The organism is Reyranella sp. (assembly GCF_965279625.1).
In the GTDB taxonomy this organism is placed as follows: domain Bacteria; phylum Pseudomonadota; class Alphaproteobacteria; order Reyranellales; family Reyranellaceae; genus Reyranella.
This window is the reverse complement of record NZ_OZ257251.1, coordinates 2,711,724-2,728,483: the sequence shown is the minus strand read 5'-3', so window position 1 is coordinate 2,728,483 and position 16,760 is coordinate 2,711,724. Positions and strand designations below refer to the sequence as shown.

The following is a 16,760-nucleotide window of genomic DNA, read 5'->3' as shown; positions in this document are numbered from 1 at the left end:
CGGACCCTAGGGTGATTGCAGCAGCTTCGAAAGACCTTTGGAGAGTTTGACGCTGTCCACGGCGCCGGGCTTCGCAAGTGCACCATTGGCGGCTTTCGCCAGCTTCTGCAGCGCGAGCCCCTCGGCCATCGAGATGGCGCAGGCCACGCCGTCGAGCAGCGGGGCATCGACCATGTGCTTCAGCTTCGCTGCAAGGCCTGCCAACCCCGCGCCACCCAGGATCACCACGTCCGCGCCGTCCTCTTCGACGCAAGCGCTGCAGCCTTTTGCCAGCAATTCCATAGCGGCGGTGGGGTTACGCGCGATGTCGGCACCGGTCGGCGCGACGGTGCGCACGGAGGCGAGGCGCGAGGAGAGGCCGTGGTTGGCGACGAATTCTTCCAGCATCGACTTCCAGCGCTCGCCGCCGGTGACGATGGAGAAGCGGTTGCCCATGGCGCAGGCTTGCAGGATGGACGCATCAGCCATGCCCACGACCGGCACCGGACTGACCTCCTTGAGAGCTGCGAGGCCGGGATCGCCGAAGCAGGCCAGCACCACCGCGTCCTTGGGCCCGCGATCGTTGGCATAGGCATCGAGTGCGGCATGGCTCGCGATCGCATAGGCCGCGCGCGAGGCGATGTAGCGCGGGCCGAAGGAGCCGGTGAGCGCCCGCAGGCGGGTGCCCTTGGAGGCAAAGCCCTTGGCCGTCTTGAGGACGAGATCGGTGATCGACTTCGTCGTGTTGGGATTGATCAGCAGGATGTTCGTCATGGTCATGTCCGCATGGTTTCCGCGAGGCGCGCGGCATCGTGGTTCTCGCCGATCGACAGGGCGCAGATGCGCGAGATGTGGGTGAGCGGCAGGCCGGTCTCCTCGGCCCAGGCATTGATCTGGGCCTGGGCGAGCTTCTGGTCCTTCTTGGAGCTGCCCTTCTCGCTGAGAGGCACGCCGGCATCGCGCAGGCACATCATCAGGTCGCCTGTCAGGATGAAGGAATCGCGGCCGAGGAAGCGCAGCAGGTACTGGCCGGAGAAGCCGCCGAGACGGGAGCCGCGCTTGGCGAAGACTTCGAGCAGGCCGATCTGGTCGTCGGCCGGCCAGGCGGCGAGGAACTTGCCGAAGCTGCCATGCTCCGCCGCGATGTCGGTGACGAACTTCGCATTGTCGCGCACCGACCGGATGCTGGTCGGATTGCGCACGATGCGGGTGTCCTGCGTCAGCTTCTCCCAGAACTCGGCTGGTTGGAACAGGAGCCGCTTGGGATTGAAGCCGAGGAAGGCCTCTTCGAAGCCCGGCCACTTCTTGTCGATGACGCTCCACACGAAGCCCGCGCAGAACACGCGGCGCGCCATCTCGGCCAGCACGCGGTCGTCCGTCAGTTTCGCCAGGGCCTTGTTGTCGCGTTTCTTCGGCAGCAGGGCCGCCAACGCCTTCTCGCCGCCCTTGCGCTTGGCGGCGCGCGCCTGGATCGACTTGAAGCTGACGCGCGCCATGGAGGCTACTCGAGCCAGCCGTCGAAGAAGTCGAACACGCTGGCCTTGAACAGCGGATGGCCGATGCAGGAGAAGTGATCGCACCCCGGCAGGGTCACCGCCTTGGCGCCGGGGATGGCGTCGGCCAGTCCCTGCGGCGGGCCGGCCAGCTGGTCGCGGGCGCCGGCGACGACGAGGGTCGGACGCCGGATCGCCACCAGCGAGTCGTGCGTGAGCGGCAGGCGCGGTCCGCGCGAGCAGGCGGCCAGTGCCAGCCGGTCTTCCTTCTGCTCGTCGGCGAAGTGGCGGAAGCTCTTCAGCATCGGATCGGCGATCTCATCCGGGCTGGCCGCTTCCATGGCCTGCGCCATGGCGCCTTCCTCGCGCGGCGGATCGAACAGCTTGGCACCGACGCCTGCCACGACCAGATGATCGATGCGGCCGGGATCGAGCAGGGCGGCCGTCAGGGCGATGTGCGAGCCCATCGAGAAGCCCAGCACGTGCGCGCGCTCGACGCCGGCATGGTCCATCAATGCAAGAACATCGCGGGCCATGGCTTCGCGATCGTACAGGGCCGGATCGTGCGGCTTGGCGCTTTCGCCGTGGCCGCGATTGTCGAGCGCGAAGCCACGGAGTCCCTTGGCGGCGATGGCGTCGTACCAGCCCATGCGCTTCCAGTTCTCGTAACGGTTCGCGGAAAAGCCGTGCACCAGCACGATCGCCTTGCGGCCATCGGCGGGACCGAATTCATCGTAGGCGAGGTCGAGCCCATCGGAGGTGAAGTGAGCCATGACTTTCCCTAACAAGTGGCATGAACTGCGACAAGGTTGATCGCGCTGCCCAAGTGTCGGACAACCGCGACAACAAAAGAGGAAACGCATGACGGGACATCAGGGGAAGATCGGCAAGACGGTCCAGGAGTCACAGCCCCACTGGCCGGAGGCTCCGAAGCGACCGAAAGGCGCCCCCAACATCCTGGTCATCCTGTTCGACGATGTCGGCTTCTCCGACTTGGGCTGTTACGGCTCGCCGATCGAGACGCCCGTCATCGACGCCCTCGCCAAGCGCGGGCTGCGCTATACCGGCTTCCATACGACGGCGATGTGCTCGACCACGCGTGCAGCCCTTCTGACCGGACGCAACCATCATTCGGTCGGCGTCGGCTGCCTCGCCAACTTCGATTCGGGCTATCCCGGCTATCGCGGCAAGATCAGCCGCGAGGCGGGCACCATTGCCGAGATGCTGCGACCGCACGGCTATCGCAATTACATGCTGGGCAAGTGGCACGTGACGCCGCTCACCGAGTCCGGCGCGACCGGCCCGTTCGACGGCTGGCCGCTGGGCCGCGGCTTCGACCGCTACTACGGCTTCATGGACGCCGAGACCGATCAGTTTGCCCCCGAGCTGGTGCGCGACAACACGCCGGTCGATCCGCCCGGCACCTTCGCCACCGGCTATCATCTCACCTCCGACCTGGTCGACCAGGCGATCCGCTATCTCGCCGACCACACCGCCGACAATGCTGAGACGCCGTGGCTCACCTGGCTGGCCTTCGGTGCCTGCCATGCGCCCCACCAGGCGCCGTTCAACCTCGTCTCAAAGTACGATTCGGTCTTTGCCGAGGGCTGGGATGCCGAGCGTGAACGCCGCCTCGCACGCCAGATCGAAATGGGCATCGTGCCGAAGGGCACGCAGCTGCCGCCGCGCAACGATTCCGTGCGGCCGTGGGCCGAAGTGGCCGAGCCCGAGCGACGACTGTTCACCCGGCTGCAGGCCGCCTACGCCGCCATGCTCGACCATGCCGACCAGCATATCGGCCGGTTGATGGCCTTCCTCGAGAACAGCGGCCAGCTCGACGACACGCTGGTCATCGTCATGTCCGACAACGGCGCCAGCCAGGAAGGCGGCCCGTTCGGCATGATCAACGCCATGGGCCCCTACAATCTCCGTCGCGAATCGCTCGAGGAGAAGATCGCGCGCATCGAGGATATCGGCGGCCCCGACACCCATTCGAACTTCCCGTGGGGCTGGGCGATGGCGGCCAACACGCCGCTGCGCCGCTACAAGCAGAACACGCACGGCGGCGGCATCCGCGATCCACTCGTCATGGCCTGGGACAAGGGCATCGCCGCGCGCGGCGAGCTGCGCCATCAGTTCTGCCATGCCAGCGACCTCGTCCCGACGTTGCTCGACGTCGTCGGTATCAAGCCGCCCAAGGCGATCAACGGCGTGAAGCAGATGCCGCTCGAAGGCACCAGCTTCGCCAAGAGCCTCAAGAATGCGAAGGCCAAGTCCAAGGCCAAGCCGCAATATTTCGAGATGTTCGGCCATCGCGGCCTGGTGCAGGACGGCTGGAAGGCCGTCTCCTTCCATCCACCCGGCGCCGACTTCGCCAACGACAAGTGGGAACTCTACCATCTCGATCAGGACTTCAACGAGACCAACGATCTCGCCGAGAAGGAGCCCGAGCGGCTGAAGGCGATGATCGAGGAATGGTGGCGGCAGGCCGAGGCGAGCAAGGTGCTGCCGCTCGACGACCGCTTCGCGCCGCGCTTCGCCGACAATGCCAAGCGTTTCCACGGCCCGCGCAACCGCTTCGTGTTCCATGCCGGCATGGGCCACGTGCCGACCGACGTGGCGCCCGACGTGCGCAACCGGACCTATACGATCGAAGCCGACGTGCATGTGGACGGGGCGATGACCGAGGGCGTGCTGATCGCCCATGGCGACGCCACCACCGGCTATTCGCTCTACATGAAGGACGGCAAGCTGGCCTACGACATGAACATCGGCGGCGAGCATCACCTGATCGTCTCCGATCGGCCGGTGCAGGCCGGCAACCGCAAGCTGGCGGTCCAGATGCGGCGCAACAAGGGGCGCAACCTCGCCACCCTCCTGATCGACGGCGAGCCGGCGGGCAGCTTCGACACCCAGAACGGCTTCGTGAGCTTCATCTCCTGGTCGGGCCTCGACATCGGCCGCGACCGGTCGAGTCCGGTGTCGCATTACGAGGCGCCGTTCGCCTTCACCGGCAAGCTGCGCAAGGTCACCGTGCTCATGGACGACGACCAGGTGCTCAACGCCGAGCAAGCAGCGGCGGCGGCGCTGGCGCGCGAGTGAGCGTCACCCCGCCGGGAAGGGGCGTCGACAGCGCTTATGCGTGGCGGCTGGCGTGGGTCTCGATGGCCTGCGTCGCGCTGGGCGGCGGCGGCATCTATCTGCCCATGGTCGGCCTCAAGGAAATGGCGGCCGACTTCGGCGACCAGCGCGCCGTGCCGTCCTTCGCCTACATGGTGGGCTTCTTCGGCATGGGCGTGGGCGGCGTCTTCATGGGCTGGCTGGCCGATCGCACCAGCCCGAGGGTCCCGCTGCTGATCGCCGGTGTCTGCATCGCGCTGGGCGGTTGGGTGGCATCCCGCGGCGGCGAGATCGCGCTTTATGCAGGCTATGCCGTCCTGCTGGGATTCCTCGGAAATGCCGGCACCTTCACGCCGGCGATGAACAATGTGCAGGGCTGGTTCGAGAAGCGGCGCAACATGGCGATCGCTCTCATCTCGATCGGGCCCGCGGTCGCAGGTTCGGTGTGGCCGCAGGTCTACCGCCTGCTGCTGCCGGAGATCGGCTGGCGCGACACGTTGCTGGTTTACGGCCTGTCGGCCGGCGGGCTGTTGCTGCTGGGCGCGCTCTACGTCCGCGCGGCACCGACCCTGCGCGGGCCGGGCGGACGGCGGCGCGAGGAGAAGGTCCACCTGCCGCTACCCTCTTCGACGATCATGCTGCTGCTGTCGGCGGCCGGCTTCTGCTGCTGCGCCGCCATGGCGATTCCCTTCGTTCACATGGTCGCCTTCTGTGGCGACCTGGGCTACCCGGCGGCACGCGGCACCGAGGCGGTGTCGCTGGTGCTGGTGTCGGCCATCGTCGCCACCTTCGTCATGGCGCGCCTCGCCCAGCGCATCGGGCCCTTGCCCGTCAGCCTGCTCTGTTCGGTGATCCAGATCGGCTCGCTGGTCGGCTTCCTCTATGTCCGTAACATCAACGGAATCTACGCGCTGTCCCTGCTGCACGGCATTCCCTTCATCGCCATCGTGCAGGGCTATGCGCTCAACCTGCGCTTCCTCTACGGGCCCACGATCGCCGGCTGGCGGCTGGGCGTGGTGATGCTGTTCGCGATGGCGGGCATGGCGGCCGGCGGCTGGCTCGGCGGCTTCATCTTCGACGCGACGCTTTCCTATACGTCGGCGTTCCAGTCGGCGCTCGCCTTCAATCTGCTCAACCTGATGCTGCTGGGCATCCTCTATACGGCCCAGCGCCGGCGCCACATGGTCAGTCTGCCTTGATGCCCGACTGGGCGATCACCTTGCTCCAGCGCTGATCCTCGCTCTTCAGGAACGTGGTGAACTGGGGCGCGTCCATCGCATGCGGAATAGCGCCCACCGCCAGGAACTTCTTCTGGATTTCCGCCAGGCCGACCACCTTCACGACGGCGTCCGACAGCCGCCTGACCTTATCGGCGGGCGTCTGCGCCGGCAGGAGGATCGCCAGCCACGCACTGGCTTCGAGGCCGGGGAATCCCTGCTCGGCAATGGTCGGCGTGTCGGGGAAGAAGGTCAGGCGATCGAGCGTGCTGACGGCGATCAGGCGCAACCGGCCGGAATCGATATGCGGTTTGGTGACCGTTACCGTATCCATGGCGACTTGAACCGTGCCGGCGACGAGGTCGTTCATCGCCGGCGGGCTGCCCTGATAGGGCACGTGAAGGATGCGCATGCCAGCCTTGGTTTTCAGCTCCTCCATGGCGACGTGACTCAGCGTGCCGTTACCCGACGAGGGATGACTGAGCTTGTCGGGGTTGGCCTTGGCGTAGGCGATCAGTTCGGGCAGCGTCTTCACCGGCAGCGACGGATGCACCACCAGCACGAGCGGCAGGTCGCAGACGCGCGCCACCGGTTCGAAGCTGGTCAGGCTCTGGTAGGCGACGTTCTTGTAGAGATGCGGATTGATCGCCAGGGCGGCGAGCGGCGACAGGACGAAGGTGCTGCCGTCCGGCGTCGCGCGGGCGACGAGGCCGAGGGCGATGCTGCCGCCCTGGCCCGGTCTGTTGTCGACAATGACGGTCTCGCCCAGTTCGGGCTTCAGCGCCTCGGCGAGCAGCCGGGCGACGATGTCGGTCGCCTGGCCGGCCGGAAAGCCGACCACCAGCTTCGCGACCTTCTCGCCCTGCGCATGGGCCGAAGGCGCGGCCAGGGTGGCGAGCGAAAGCGCGCCAAACGTACGTCGTTGCATCGTGATCCTCCCTTCCAGGCTGTTGGAATAGATTTTTGCAGGTATCGGCGAGTAAAATCGGCCCGTCAGCGGTACCCGGATACCTTCGCCGGGGGTGCGACATTCATTTCGTTTGATTCGTTTATTTCGTTTATTTCGTTTATTCGCCAGGGCCCGCCTTTCTGGATGGCCTGCTAGATGACCTTGCGTGCCCGCAGCGCCGCGATCTCCGCCGCGGACAGGCCCAGGCCACCATAGACTTCTTCATTGTGCTGGCCGATCGACGGGCCGGCATGGCGCACGACGCCCGGCGTCTCCGAGAAACGCGGCACCACGCCCTGCATGCGCACCGAACCCAGCTCCGCGTCGGGCACGCTGACGATCGCCTGGCGCGCCGCGAACTGCGGATCGGCGAAGACGTCGGCGATGTCGTAGATCGGCGAGAAGCCGACCTCGTGGTGCGTGAAGGTCTCGCGCAACTCGGCGAGGGTCAGCTTGCCGATGGCGGCGCCGACGATCTCGTCCAACTCGCGGTAGTTCTTCACGCGCGCCGGATTGAGCGCGAATCGCGGATCCTCCAGCAGGTGCTTCAGGTCCAGCGCCGCGCAAAGCCGCACGAAGATGCTCTGGGTCGAGGCCGCGATCGACGCCCACTTGTCGTCGGCCGTGCGATAGACATTGCCCGGCGCGGCATACTGGCTGCGATTGCCCGACCGGGTGCGCACGGCGCCGAGCTGGTCGTACTCGATCGCCAGGAACTCGAGCGTGCGCATCATCGCCTCGGTGGCCGAGCAGTCGATCTCCTGGCCGCGCCGCTCGGGATGTTTCGCAAGATCGTGCAGGGCGGCGAGGATTCCCAGCGCACCGAACAGGCCGGCGACGGCGTCGGAGATCGGATAGCCGAGATGCAGCGGCCGTCCGTCCTCCTCGCCGCAGATCTGCGTGAAGCCGCTCATCGCCTCGAAGATCCGGGCGAAGCCCGGCCGCCCGGCATAGGGACCGTCCTGGCCGAACCCGGTGACCCTCAGGATGGTGAGGCGCGGATTGAGGCCCTGCAGCCAGGCCCGCGTGATGCCCCAGCCGTCGAGCGTGCCCGGTCGGAAATTCTCGACCAGCACGTCGGCATCGACGACCAGTTTTGCGAACAGGTCACGGCCTTCGGGCAGGCGAAGGTCGAGCGTGATGCCCTTCTTGTTGCGGTTGGTGACCTTCCACCACAGCGGCACGCCGTCCTTGTGCGGCGCCAGCGCGCGCAGCGAGTCGCCGACGCCCGGCATCTCGACCTTGACGATCTCGGCGCCATAGTCGCCCAGCAGCCCCGCCGCGAAAGGGCCGGCCACGACCGTCGAGATGTCGACGATGCGCAAACCCTTGAGGGGGCCGGCGGCTTCAGGTTGATCGGTTTTCATCGGGCTATTCCTCGTGGGCGAATATCGGGCCGGCGCGCATGCGGATCGGTCAAGGCAGCTAAACCGGCTTTGCGGGAGATGGAAGGCAGACAGGGCGCAGAGAAGGCTGGCACAGTGGCGACCGGGGGCAATGCATGAGCAACGAACTTTGGCGTCTTACCGCAGTCGAGGCCGTTTCGCGTCTCAAGAAGAAGGAGATTTCGCCCCTCGACCTGGTGGAGGCTTCGGCCGCGCGCATGGCCGAGGTCGAGCCGGCCGTGAACGCCATGCCGACGCTTTGCCTCGATCGCGCGCGCGACCACGCCAAGCGGATCATGGCGGGCACCGCCAACGAGGCCGAGGGTGAGGCGGGCTGGCTCGCCGGTCTTCCTGTCTCGATCAAGGACCTGACCGACGTGGCGGGTGTGCGTACCACCTACGGCTCGCCGATCTTCGCCAACCATGTGCCGGAGAAGTCCAATCCGCTGGTCGAGCGCATCGAGCGCAAGGGCGGCATCGTGATGGGCAAGTCGAATACGCCGGAATTCGGCGCCGGCGGCAGCACCTTCAACGAAGTCTTCGGCCGCACGCGCAATCCCTGGAACACCTCGCTCACCTGCGGCGGGTCCACCGGCGGCGGCTCGGTCTCGGTGGCGACCGGCGAAGTCTGGCTGGCACACGGCTCCGACCATGGCGGCTCGCTGCGGCGTCCCGGGACCTACTGCTCGACGGTTGGCCTCCGTCCATCGGCGGGCCGGGTCACGCGTGGCACCTCGAACAATCTCTATTCGCCGCAGTCGGTGCAGGGCCCGATGGCGCGCAACGTCGCCGACCTGGCGCTGTTCCTCGACACGATGTCGGGCTTCTGTCCCCAGGACGCCATGACCTTCGACGCCCCGGCCGTGTCGTTCAGCCAAGCGGTCGCAAATCCCGTGCTGCCCAAACGCGTCGCCTTCACCATCGACTTCGGCGGCCGGTTCGAGGTCGACCGCGAGATCCGCGAGATCTGCACGAAGATGGCGCAACGCTTCGAGGAGCTGGGCTGCATCGTCGAGGAGGTCTCGCCCGATTTCGGTCCGGTCGACGAGGTCTTCATGGCCATGCGCAGCCAGCAATTCGTGGTCGACCGCGAACTGCAGATCCAGCAGTACCGCGACAAGTTCAAGCCCGACATCATCTGGAACACCGAGCTTGGCCTCAAGCAGACGACGAGCCAGCTTGCCTGGGCGGAGCGCGAACGCGCGGCGCTGTACCGGCGGATGTTCACCTTCTTCCAGACCTACGACCTGCTGGTGACGCCGGGCGCACCGACCGCCGCCTTCGACGTCAACCTGCGCGCGCCGGAGACCATCGCCGGCAAGAAGCTCGAAAACTACATGTCGGGCTCGACGCTCAACTCCGCGATCACCGTGACCGGCAGCCCGGCGATCGCCGTGCCCTGTGGCTTCGACAGTTTCGGCCGGCCGGTGGGCCTGCAGCTCGTCGGCAAGCCGCGCGGCGAGGCAGCGCTCCTGCAGGCCGCGGCGCTTTACGAGAAATTGGTCGGATTCGATCGACTGCTCCCCATCGACCCCAGGCAGGGAACCGTGCCACCCTCCTCCCCATAAAACGGGAAAAGGGGGAGAAACGATGCGGGTCGTCATTACCGGCGCGAGCCGTGGCATCGGTCGAGCGACCGCGTTGAAACTGGCCGCCGACGGTGCGGAAGCCATGACGCTGTGCGACGTGGCCTATCTCGACGAGCTCGAGGCGCTGGCCACCAACCTGCGCACCTCGGGCTGCAGCGTGCGTACGCTCAAGGCCGACATGGCCAAGCCCACGGAGCCGGCCAAGGTGATCGCGGCGGCGGTCAAGGCGATGGGCGGAATCGATGCGCTGGTGGGCAATGCCGGCATCACCGCGCCCTCGAAGCTGGTCGATCTCGATCTCGCGACCTGGAACCGCGTGTTCGACATCAACCTGCGCGCCAACTGGCTGTTGGCCAAGGCCGCCCATCCGCATCTCAAGCGCTCCAGGGGCGCCATCGTGATGCTGGCCTCGATGGCGGGCGTCGTGCCGCAGCTTCCGACCGGCGCCTACAGCCCGACCAAGGCGGCACTGATCATGCTGACCGAGATGATGGCGCAGGAATGGGCGCCCGACGGCATCCGCGCCAACGCGGTCTGCCCGGGCTTCGTCCATACCTCGATGACGGACGCCATCTACAGCAAGCCGGCGCTGGCCCGCGGTCGCGCCAAGATGGTGCCGCTCGGCCGGGTCGCCAAGCCGGGTGACATCGCCGACGCCATCGCCTTCCTGCTGGGACCGCAGGCCAGTTACATCACCGGCCAGTCGCTGCTGGTCGATGGTGGCCTCGTTCACTCGGTCCTCAATCACGTTCCGGGAGTCGCCGCGACGCCGCGCGCCCGGTAAGCTGGGGGCGATACGCCCCTCATCCCCAGCACCTTGCGAGGCACCATGGGCCTGTTGAGCGACGACGAGCGCAACCTTCTGGCACCGGCCCGGTTGGCCGGCGGCACCACACCCGTCCCGACCCGCGTCGTGTCCAGCGACGAGTTCCTGCCGATTGCGCAGACGCCGGCGCAGAAGAAGGTCGAAGCGCGCATGAATGCGCTCGGCGACGAGTTTGGCCAGAAGAACGGCCTGTCGCGCCGGCGCTTCTTCCAGACCGCCGCCGGCATGGCTGCGGCGTTCGTCGCCATGAACGAAATCTACGGCCCACTTTACGGCGCCTCGCCGGCGGAGGCGAAGAGCGTCGACCTCGCGCAGGCACGGGCCGACGGGCTGAAGGACCAGTTCGTCATGGACGTGCACACGCACTTCCTGCGCGACGACACGCGGCTCGAAGGCTTCGTGCGCGGCCGCGAGGCGGTGGGCAAGGCCGGTTGGAATCCCGGACTCGTCGACAGGCCGCAGACGATCGACGATCTCAAATATCCGAACTGGTTCAAGGAGATCTATCTCGACAGCGACACCAAGGTGGCGCTGGTCAGCGGCTCGGCCTCGGAGGATCCGCGCGACTGGTTCCTGACCAACGAGATGAAGGCCGAGGCGCGCGAGAAGGTGAACAAGGCGGCCGGCTCCAAGCGCTGCCTGTCGCACGCCATCTTCACGCCGGGCTACGACGGCTGGATGGACGAGGTCGACAAGTGCATCGCGACCTTGAAGCCCGATTCCTGGAAGGGCTACACGGTCGGCGACAACACCAACAAGGACCTGGCGCGCCATCCCTGGCGCATGGACGACGAGAAGCTCGTCTATCCCTTCTACGAGAAGATCGTGAAGGCGGGCTACGACATCGTCTGCGTGCACAAGGGTCTCTATCCGCCGTCGGTCTCGCAGCGCTGGCCGCATCTGACGCCGTACGCGGCGGTCGACGATGTGGGGAAGGCGGCGAAGGACTGGCCGCAGATCCGCTTCGTCGTCTACCACTCGGCCTTCCGCTGGACCGGCGCGCCCGGCGCTTCGGCGGACGGCTATGCGCAGTTCGAGAAAACCGGGCGAGTCGACTGGACCTCCGACCTTGCGGAGATTCCCGCCAAATACGGCGTCAACAACGTCTACGCCGACCTCGGCCAGATCTTCGCCCAGACCACGGTGACGGAGCCCCGCCTGTGCGCGGCGCTGATGGGCATGCTGATCAAGGGCATGGGCGCCGATCATGTCGTCTGGGGCACCGACGCGGTATGGACCGGCGCACCGCAATGGCAGATCGAGGCGCTGCGCCGCCTCGAGATTCCCGAGGACATGCAGAGGAAGTTCGGCTTTGCCCCGCTGGGCAGCGCCGACGGCCCGGTGAAGCGCGCGATCTTCGGCGAGAATTCGGCCAAGATGTACAAGTACGACATCAAGAAAGCCGCCTGGCGCGACGACCGCTTCGCCGCGATCAAGTCGGACTATGAGCGTGCGGGCCGCGAACCGTCGAACCTGCGATATGGGTTCGTCGTTCCCTCATGACACGTTACGGCATTGTCGGTTTCGGACGGATCGGTCGACGGTTGGCGGAACGTATGCCGGGCGTCGCGGCGGTTCTGGTGCGTCCCGCGCAAGCGCCGGAGGCCGCGGCAATCGTGGGCAGCGCGGCCGTTTGCACGTCGCTCGACGCGTTCATCGCGCACGGGCCCGGGATCGCGATCGAGTGTGCCTCCGCATCGATGCTGGCCGAGACGGGGGCTGTATTGCTGGCCCATGGCATCGATCTGATACCTCTTTCGCTCACGGCCTTCGCCGATCCGCGGATCGAGCGCGGCTTGATCGAGGCGGCGGAAGCGGGGCCGGGCCGCCTGGAGATCGCGCCCGGTGCGATCGGGACGCTCGACCTGCTGGCGACGGCGCGCGAGGAGGGGCTGAGCCGCGTGATCTATCGTCAGCTCAAGTCACCTTCCATGTGGCGATTGACGCCGGCCGACCGGCTTGCCGATCTCGCATCGATCGAGACGCGCCGTGTCTTCTTCAAGGGCAGCGTGCGCGAGGTCGCGCGTCACTTCCCCAACAACCTGAACACATCGGTCGGCGTCGCGCTGGCCGGGCTCGGGCTCGATCGAACGGAAGCCGAACTGGTGGCCGATCCGGCGATCAGCGAGACCGGCCATGAACTCGAGATTCACGCGGCACCGGGTAATGTCGTTCTGAAAGTCGGGGGACGCGACGTGCCGCCCGACGGCGACCCGATCGACTACACGACATTCAGCCTGATGAGGCTGCTGAAACGCCGCGAAGCGCGGATGGCGATCTGATGGAAGACTCCGTTTCCTTCCTGCGTCAGCTCATTCGCGCCCAGACGGGCGGTGAGGCGGCCGTACAGGCCGTCGTTGCCGACGCGGCGCGCGCCCTGGGCTGTGCCGTCGAGACGGTGCGCTACAAGCCTGGCGACGTCCCCATGGTGGGTGAATTCGCGGCGAGTCGCACCATGGTCGAGGGTGAGCGCGAGAGTGTTGTCGCGACCTTCAAGGGTGGGGGAGAGGGGCGAAGCGTCATCTTCTTTGCCCATCCCGATGGCGAGCCGCTTGCCGGGCTCGACGCATGGCGCCGCGATCCCTTTGGCGGCGTCGTCGACGGGGGCCGTATCCACGGCTGGGGCGTGGCGGACGATCTGTCCGGCGTGGCGATGATGATCGACGGGTTGCGGGCACTGCTCGCCTCCGGGCGCCGGCCAGCCGGAGATGTGATCCTGGCCAGTACGCCCAGCAAGCGTCACGCACGTGGCGTGTCGGCCTTGCTCCATGGCGGACTGAGAGCGGATGCGGCGGTCTACTGTCATCCCGCCGAATCGGGTCTGGGCATGCGGGAGATCAAGGCCTTCTGCCTGGGCCAGCTCGACTTCCGCATCCTCGTCGCGGGGAGGCCGCCTTCCACCCATGAGATCAGCCATCTCGCCTTCGCCCATCAGGCCGAGAATCCAGCCGACACGCTGATGGAAATCCATTCCCGCCTGAAGGCACTGGCGGACCGACGGGCAGAGGCCGCTCGCCACCCGCTGCTGGAACAGGCGGTCGGCCGCTCGTCCAATCTGCTCATCTCTCACATGAATGTCGGCACGCCGGGCACTCACACGCGGATCGCTTCGCGCGGTCTCATCGAGGGGGCGGTTTCATTGCTGCCGGGCGAGGACATGACCCGTGTCCAGGCGTCCGTCGAAGAGGCCGTGAAGGGCCTGGCGCGCATCGATTGGGTGTCGGGCATATCGGGTGCCGAAGTGCCGACGGAAAGCCCGCTCTACCGCATCGTCGCCGACGCCATCGTGGCGACCACCGGCGAACGGCCGCACGTCAATCCGCTGCATACCGCAAGCGACATCCGTAATCCGATCGTCCAGGCGGGCATCCCGACGATCGGACTGGGGCCTCTCGGCGGCGATCTCACGCAGAACGGCCTGCACGATGAATGGGTCGACGTCGAAGATTATCGGCGGGCGGTCGAGGTCGCGTCAGACATTATTGTCGGTTGGTGCGGGACGGTCTGAAACATCCCGGGCCAAGGGCGGATTTCGGCGTCAAAATTGCATGCGGTCGTGGGAATCGTATTCTGGGGGAAATCATGAACAGTTTCAGCGACATTAAGCTTCGCCGCCGCGGTCTTCTTGGCGCCGCTGTCACAGCATCTGCAATGACTCTGGTTCCGGGCGTGCTGCGTGCCCAGCCGAAGATCGCGCCGCCCACCCTCATCAAGGCCGGCACGCTGATCATGTCGATCAACCCGACCCTGCCGCCGCTGCAGTATGTCGACGACAAGGGCCAGCTGAAGGGCATGCGGGTCGAACTCGCCGACGAATGCTGCAAGCGGCTGGGGCTTGCGCCGGAGTATATCCGCACCGAATTCGCGACCATGATCCCCGGCCTCGCCGCCAAGCGCTGGGACATGATCAACACCGGCATCTTCTGGACCGAAGAGCGGTCCAAGCTGATGTACATGGTGCCGACCGAGCAGGCGGCCATCAGCTTCCTCGCCGCCAAGGGCAATCCGCTGGGCCTGAAGACGGTGGACGATCTGGCCGGCAAGCGCATCTCGGTCGAGCTGGGCGGCATCGAGGAGCGGCGCACCCGCGAAGTCGCCGACATGGTGGCCAAGAAGGGCCTGAAGCCCATCACCGTCATGACCTTCAACAACTTTGCCGAGGCCTTCCAGGCGCTGAAGGCCGGTCAGTCCGACGCCGCCACCAGCATCGATGCCACGGCGATGTTCATGCAGCAGAGAGGCGATTTCACGCGCGCGATCAGCGGCGTGTTTCCCCAGATTGCCTGCTTTGCCTTCGCCAACAAGGCGCTGGCGGATGCCGTCGTCGGCGCCCTGAACGATCTCAAGAAGGATGGTTCCTACGCCAAGCTGCTCGACCAGTATGGCGTCCTGCAGATCGACGAGCCGGCCTTCGCCATCAAGGGCCCAGGCCCGGCCTAGCGGACCGGTGGCTGCGTGAAAGTCTGGAACTGGGAAGGCTTCTGGGGGTACTTCACCAACCTCTACCTTCTCGAGGGTGCACTGTGGACGATCGGGCTGACCATCAGCACGCTCATCCTGGGCGGTATGCTGGGCCTCCTGCTCGCCGTGATGCGCCTCAGCAAGCACAAGGGTCTGGCCCGCGCGGCGCAGACCTATATCTGGATCTTCCGCGGTACGCCGCTGCTGGTGCAGCTCATCATCATCTACACCGGCCTGCCGCAGCTCGGGCTGGTGCGCTTCAATGTGCTCGAATCGGCGATTCTCGGCCTGGCGCTGAACGAGGCGGCCTATCTCTCGGAGATCCTGCGCGGCGGCATCCTGTCCGTCGCCAAGGGGCAGACCGAGGCGGCTCGGGCAATGGGGCTGAAGCCGCACCAGATCTTCCGGCTGGTCGTGCTGCCGCAGGCCTTGCGCGTCATCATCCCGCCGCTCGGCAATTCGGTGAACGGCCTGCTCAAGACCACGTCGATCGCTTCGGTGATCTCGATGGAAGAGGTCCTGCGGCGCGGTCAGATCCTGATGCAGCAGAAATTCCAGGTGCTCGAGGTCTTCATCGTCGTGGCCATCATCTACCTGGCGATGACGACCTGCTGGGACTTCGTGCAGCGCCGCATCGAGGCCTATTACGGCAAAGCCTACGGGTCCGCGGTCGATGGCCAGCTGGCGCGTGACGATCGCTGATCTTGGCGCTGACTCTTGCCCTCGATTTCCTCCCCCGTTTTACGGGGGAGGATAGCTGCGGTCGGAGCGAAGCGATCCTAATGGACCATCTTGCTGACGCACTAGGCGCGGGCGCGCGCCGCCTCTTCGGTCAGCACGCCCATCTGGCGCAGCACGTCGCGCAGGGCCGGGAGCTGCGCCTCGGGCAGCGGCAGGCGTGGCGCGCGCGGCGGGCCCATCGGCATGCCCATCATCTCGAACGCGGCCTTGGTGCCGGAGACATAGCGCGGGCCGCCGACCCACCAGAGCAGCGGCGTCATCTTCATGTAGAGCGCGAGAGCGGCGTCCATGTCGCGCTTGTCGGCGACCAGCTCGAACAGCTCGGCCGACCAGCGCGGGATCACGTTGGAGCAGACCGCGACCCAGCCTTCCGCGCCCAGCCAGAAGGATTCGTAGCCCAGCACGCCCGCGAAGACCGTCATCTTGTCGCCGGCGAGGCGGATGATGTCGCGCACGCGCGTGGGGTCGAGAGTCGACTCCTTGACGTAGAGGCAGTTCGGGATCTGGGCGATGCGCGCGATCAGCTCCGGCTGCATGTCGACGTTCGCCGTCGCCGGATTGTTGTAGACCATGATCGGGAGCGAGATCGCGTCCGCGACCTTCTTGTAGTGGGTGAAGAGCTCGTCGTCGGTCGGCACGCTGTAGAAGGGCGGGATGATCATCACGCCGTCGGCGCCCATGGATTCGGCTTCGCGGCTGGTGCGGATGACCTCGTCGGTCCATTCCGCGCCCGTGCCGATCAGCACCGGGACCCGGCCGGCCGCCTGCTTCACCACGATCTCCACGATCTGGCGGCGCTCGTCCGGCGTCACGCTCAGGAACTCGCCGGTGCTGCCCAGCGGGATCAGGCCGTGGATGCCCTCGGCGATCTGGAAGTCGACCAGCCGACGCAACGCCGCCTCGTCGACCTTCCGGCCGTCGGCGGTGAAGGGCGTGATCATGACGGTGTAGGTGCCGCGGAACTTCTTCATGCTGTGCCTCCGGCAACATTGTAGACCTT

15 protein-coding genes are annotated in these 16,760 nt (G+C 66.4%); 9 read left to right on the top strand and 6 right to left on the bottom strand.

Annotated features, from left to right (window positions below):
- Positions 1 to 6: 6 nt before the first annotated feature.
- The 3 genes from ACQY78_RS13315 to ACQY78_RS13305 are packed head-to-tail and all read right to left on the bottom strand — an operon-like array spanning position 7 to position 2,245.
- Entirely contained in the window at positions 7 to 759 is a 753-nt protein-coding gene (locus tag ACQY78_RS13315) for an aspartate/glutamate racemase family protein (RefSeq protein ID WP_428686161.1), read from the bottom strand.
- A complete protein-coding gene (locus tag ACQY78_RS13310) occupies positions 756 to 1,475 on the bottom strand; it encodes a DNA-3-methyladenine glycosylase I (RefSeq protein WP_428686160.1) in 720 nt (239 codons plus the stop codon). The genes ACQY78_RS13315 and ACQY78_RS13310 overlap by 4 nt, the downstream gene beginning before the upstream one ends.
- A 5-nt stretch (positions 1,476 to 1,480) precedes the next feature.
- On the bottom strand, positions 1,481 to 2,245 hold the full coding sequence (locus ACQY78_RS13305) for an alpha/beta fold hydrolase (protein WP_428686159.1): 765 nt from the start codon (positions 2,243 to 2,245) through the stop codon (positions 1,481 to 1,483).
- An 88-nt stretch (positions 2,246 to 2,333) separates the two neighbouring features.
- Here ACQY78_RS13305 and ACQY78_RS13300 point away from each other — a divergent pair, with 88 nt between their 5' ends.
- The gene (locus tag ACQY78_RS13300; RefSeq protein WP_428686158.1) at positions 2,334 to 4,574 is read left to right on the top strand and encodes an arylsulfatase; all 2,241 of its coding nucleotides are present in this window, start codon (positions 2,334 to 2,336) and stop codon (positions 4,572 to 4,574) included.
- Complete coding sequence (locus ACQY78_RS13295; RefSeq protein ID WP_428686157.1) at positions 4,571 to 5,791, top strand: MFS transporter; 1,221 nt, start codon at positions 4,571 to 4,573, stop codon at positions 5,789 to 5,791. The genes ACQY78_RS13300 and ACQY78_RS13295 overlap by 4 nt, the downstream gene beginning before the upstream one ends.
- Here the strand turns inward: ACQY78_RS13295 and ACQY78_RS13290 are convergent.
- A complete protein-coding gene (locus ACQY78_RS13290) occupies positions 5,778 to 6,737 on the bottom strand; it encodes a Bug family tripartite tricarboxylate transporter substrate binding protein (protein WP_428686156.1) in 960 nt (319 codons plus the stop codon). The two genes, ACQY78_RS13295 and ACQY78_RS13290, sit on opposite strands and share 14 nt — an antisense overlap.
- Before the next feature lie 173 nt (positions 6,738 to 6,910).
- Positions 6,911 to 8,125, bottom strand: coding sequence for a CaiB/BaiF CoA transferase family protein (locus ACQY78_RS13285; protein WP_428686155.1), 1,215 nt, complete (start codon positions 8,123 to 8,125; stop codon positions 6,911 to 6,913).
- A 134-nt stretch (positions 8,126 to 8,259) separates the two neighbouring features.
- Here ACQY78_RS13285 and ACQY78_RS13280 point away from each other — a divergent pair, with 134 nt between their 5' ends.
- The 7 genes from ACQY78_RS13280 to ACQY78_RS13250 all read left to right on the top strand — a co-directional run bounded on the left by ACQY78_RS13280 (position 8,260) and on the right by ACQY78_RS13250 (position 15,721).
- On the top strand, positions 8,260 to 9,711 hold the full coding sequence (locus ACQY78_RS13280) for an amidase (RefSeq protein WP_428686154.1): 1,452 nt from the start codon (positions 8,260 to 8,262) through the stop codon (positions 9,709 to 9,711).
- A gap of 22 nt (positions 9,712 to 9,733) precedes the next feature.
- Positions 9,734 to 10,516: an SDR family NAD(P)-dependent oxidoreductase gene (locus tag ACQY78_RS13275; RefSeq protein ID WP_428686153.1), complete on the top strand. Its 783-nt coding sequence runs from the start codon at positions 9,734 to 9,736 to the stop codon at positions 10,514 to 10,516.
- 45 nt (positions 10,517 to 10,561) lie between these two features.
- Positions 10,562 to 12,061 (top strand): amidohydrolase family protein, encoded by a 1,500-nt coding sequence (locus ACQY78_RS13270; RefSeq protein WP_428686152.1) that lies wholly within the window; start codon positions 10,562 to 10,564, stop codon positions 12,059 to 12,061.
- A complete protein-coding gene (locus ACQY78_RS13265) occupies positions 12,058 to 12,840 on the top strand; it encodes an aspartate dehydrogenase (RefSeq protein WP_428686151.1) in 783 nt (260 codons plus the stop codon). The genes ACQY78_RS13270 and ACQY78_RS13265 overlap by 4 nt, the downstream gene beginning before the upstream one ends.
- Positions 12,840 to 14,066 carry a M20 family metallopeptidase gene (locus tag ACQY78_RS13260; protein WP_428686150.1) on the top strand — a complete coding sequence of 409 codons (1,227 nt, stop codon included), beginning with the start codon at positions 12,840 to 12,842 and terminating at the stop codon, positions 14,064 to 14,066. Before ACQY78_RS13265 ends, ACQY78_RS13260 begins: the two co-directional genes overlap by 1 nt.
- 143 nt (positions 14,067 to 14,209) lie before the next feature.
- Positions 14,210 to 14,998 carry an ABC transporter substrate-binding protein gene (locus ACQY78_RS13255; RefSeq protein ID WP_428686149.1) on the top strand — a complete coding sequence of 263 codons (789 nt, stop codon included), beginning with the start codon at positions 14,210 to 14,212 and terminating at the stop codon, positions 14,996 to 14,998.
- Positions 14,999 to 15,013: 15 nt separating this feature from the next.
- Positions 15,014 to 15,721: an amino acid ABC transporter permease gene (locus ACQY78_RS13250; protein WP_428686148.1), complete on the top strand. Its 708-nt coding sequence runs from the start codon at positions 15,014 to 15,016 to the stop codon at positions 15,719 to 15,721.
- A gap of 101 nt (positions 15,722 to 15,822) precedes the next feature.
- Here ACQY78_RS13250 and dapA read toward each other — a convergent pair whose 3' ends face one another.
- The gene (gene dapA, locus ACQY78_RS13245) at positions 15,823 to 16,731 is read right to left on the bottom strand and encodes a 4-hydroxy-tetrahydrodipicolinate synthase (RefSeq protein WP_428686147.1); all 909 of its coding nucleotides are present in this window, start codon (positions 16,729 to 16,731) and stop codon (positions 15,823 to 15,825) included.
- Between the last annotated feature and the right edge of the window lie 29 nt (positions 16,732 to 16,760).

Coding starts and splice junctions, on each gene's coding strand:
- ACQY78_RS13315 (WP_428686161.1), bottom strand. CDS start 759: ATGACCATGACGAACATCCTGCTGATCAATCCCAACACGACGAAGTCG.
- ACQY78_RS13310 (WP_428686160.1), bottom strand. CDS start 1,475: ATGGCGCGCGTCAGCTTCAAGTCGATCCAGGCGCGCGCCGCCAAGCGC.
- ACQY78_RS13305 (WP_428686159.1), bottom strand. CDS start 2,245: ATGGCTCACTTCACCTCCGATGGGCTCGACCTCGCCTACGATGAATTC.
- ACQY78_RS13300 (WP_428686158.1), top strand. CDS start 2,334: ATGACGGGACATCAGGGGAAGATCGGCAAGACGGTCCAGGAGTCACAG.
- ACQY78_RS13290 (WP_428686156.1), bottom strand. CDS start 6,737: ATGCAACGACGTACGTTTGGCGCGCTTTCGCTCGCCACCCTGGCCGCG.
- ACQY78_RS13285 (WP_428686155.1), bottom strand. CDS start 8,125: ATGAAAACCGATCAACCTGAAGCCGCCGGCCCCCTCAAGGGTTTGCGC.
- ACQY78_RS13280 (WP_428686154.1), top strand. CDS start 8,260: ATGAGCAACGAACTTTGGCGTCTTACCGCAGTCGAGGCCGTTTCGCGT.
- ACQY78_RS13275 (WP_428686153.1), top strand. CDS start 9,734: ATGCGGGTCGTCATTACCGGCGCGAGCCGTGGCATCGGTCGAGCGACC.
- ACQY78_RS13270 (WP_428686152.1), top strand. CDS start 10,562: ATGGGCCTGTTGAGCGACGACGAGCGCAACCTTCTGGCACCGGCCCGG.
- ACQY78_RS13265 (WP_428686151.1), top strand. CDS start 12,058: ATGACACGTTACGGCATTGTCGGTTTCGGACGGATCGGTCGACGGTTG.
- ACQY78_RS13260 (WP_428686150.1), top strand. CDS start 12,840: ATGGAAGACTCCGTTTCCTTCCTGCGTCAGCTCATTCGCGCCCAGACG.
- ACQY78_RS13255 (WP_428686149.1), top strand. CDS start 14,210: ATGACTCTGGTTCCGGGCGTGCTGCGTGCCCAGCCGAAGATCGCGCCG.
- dapA (WP_428686147.1), bottom strand. CDS start 16,731: ATGAAGAAGTTCCGCGGCACCTACACCGTCATGATCACGCCCTTCACC.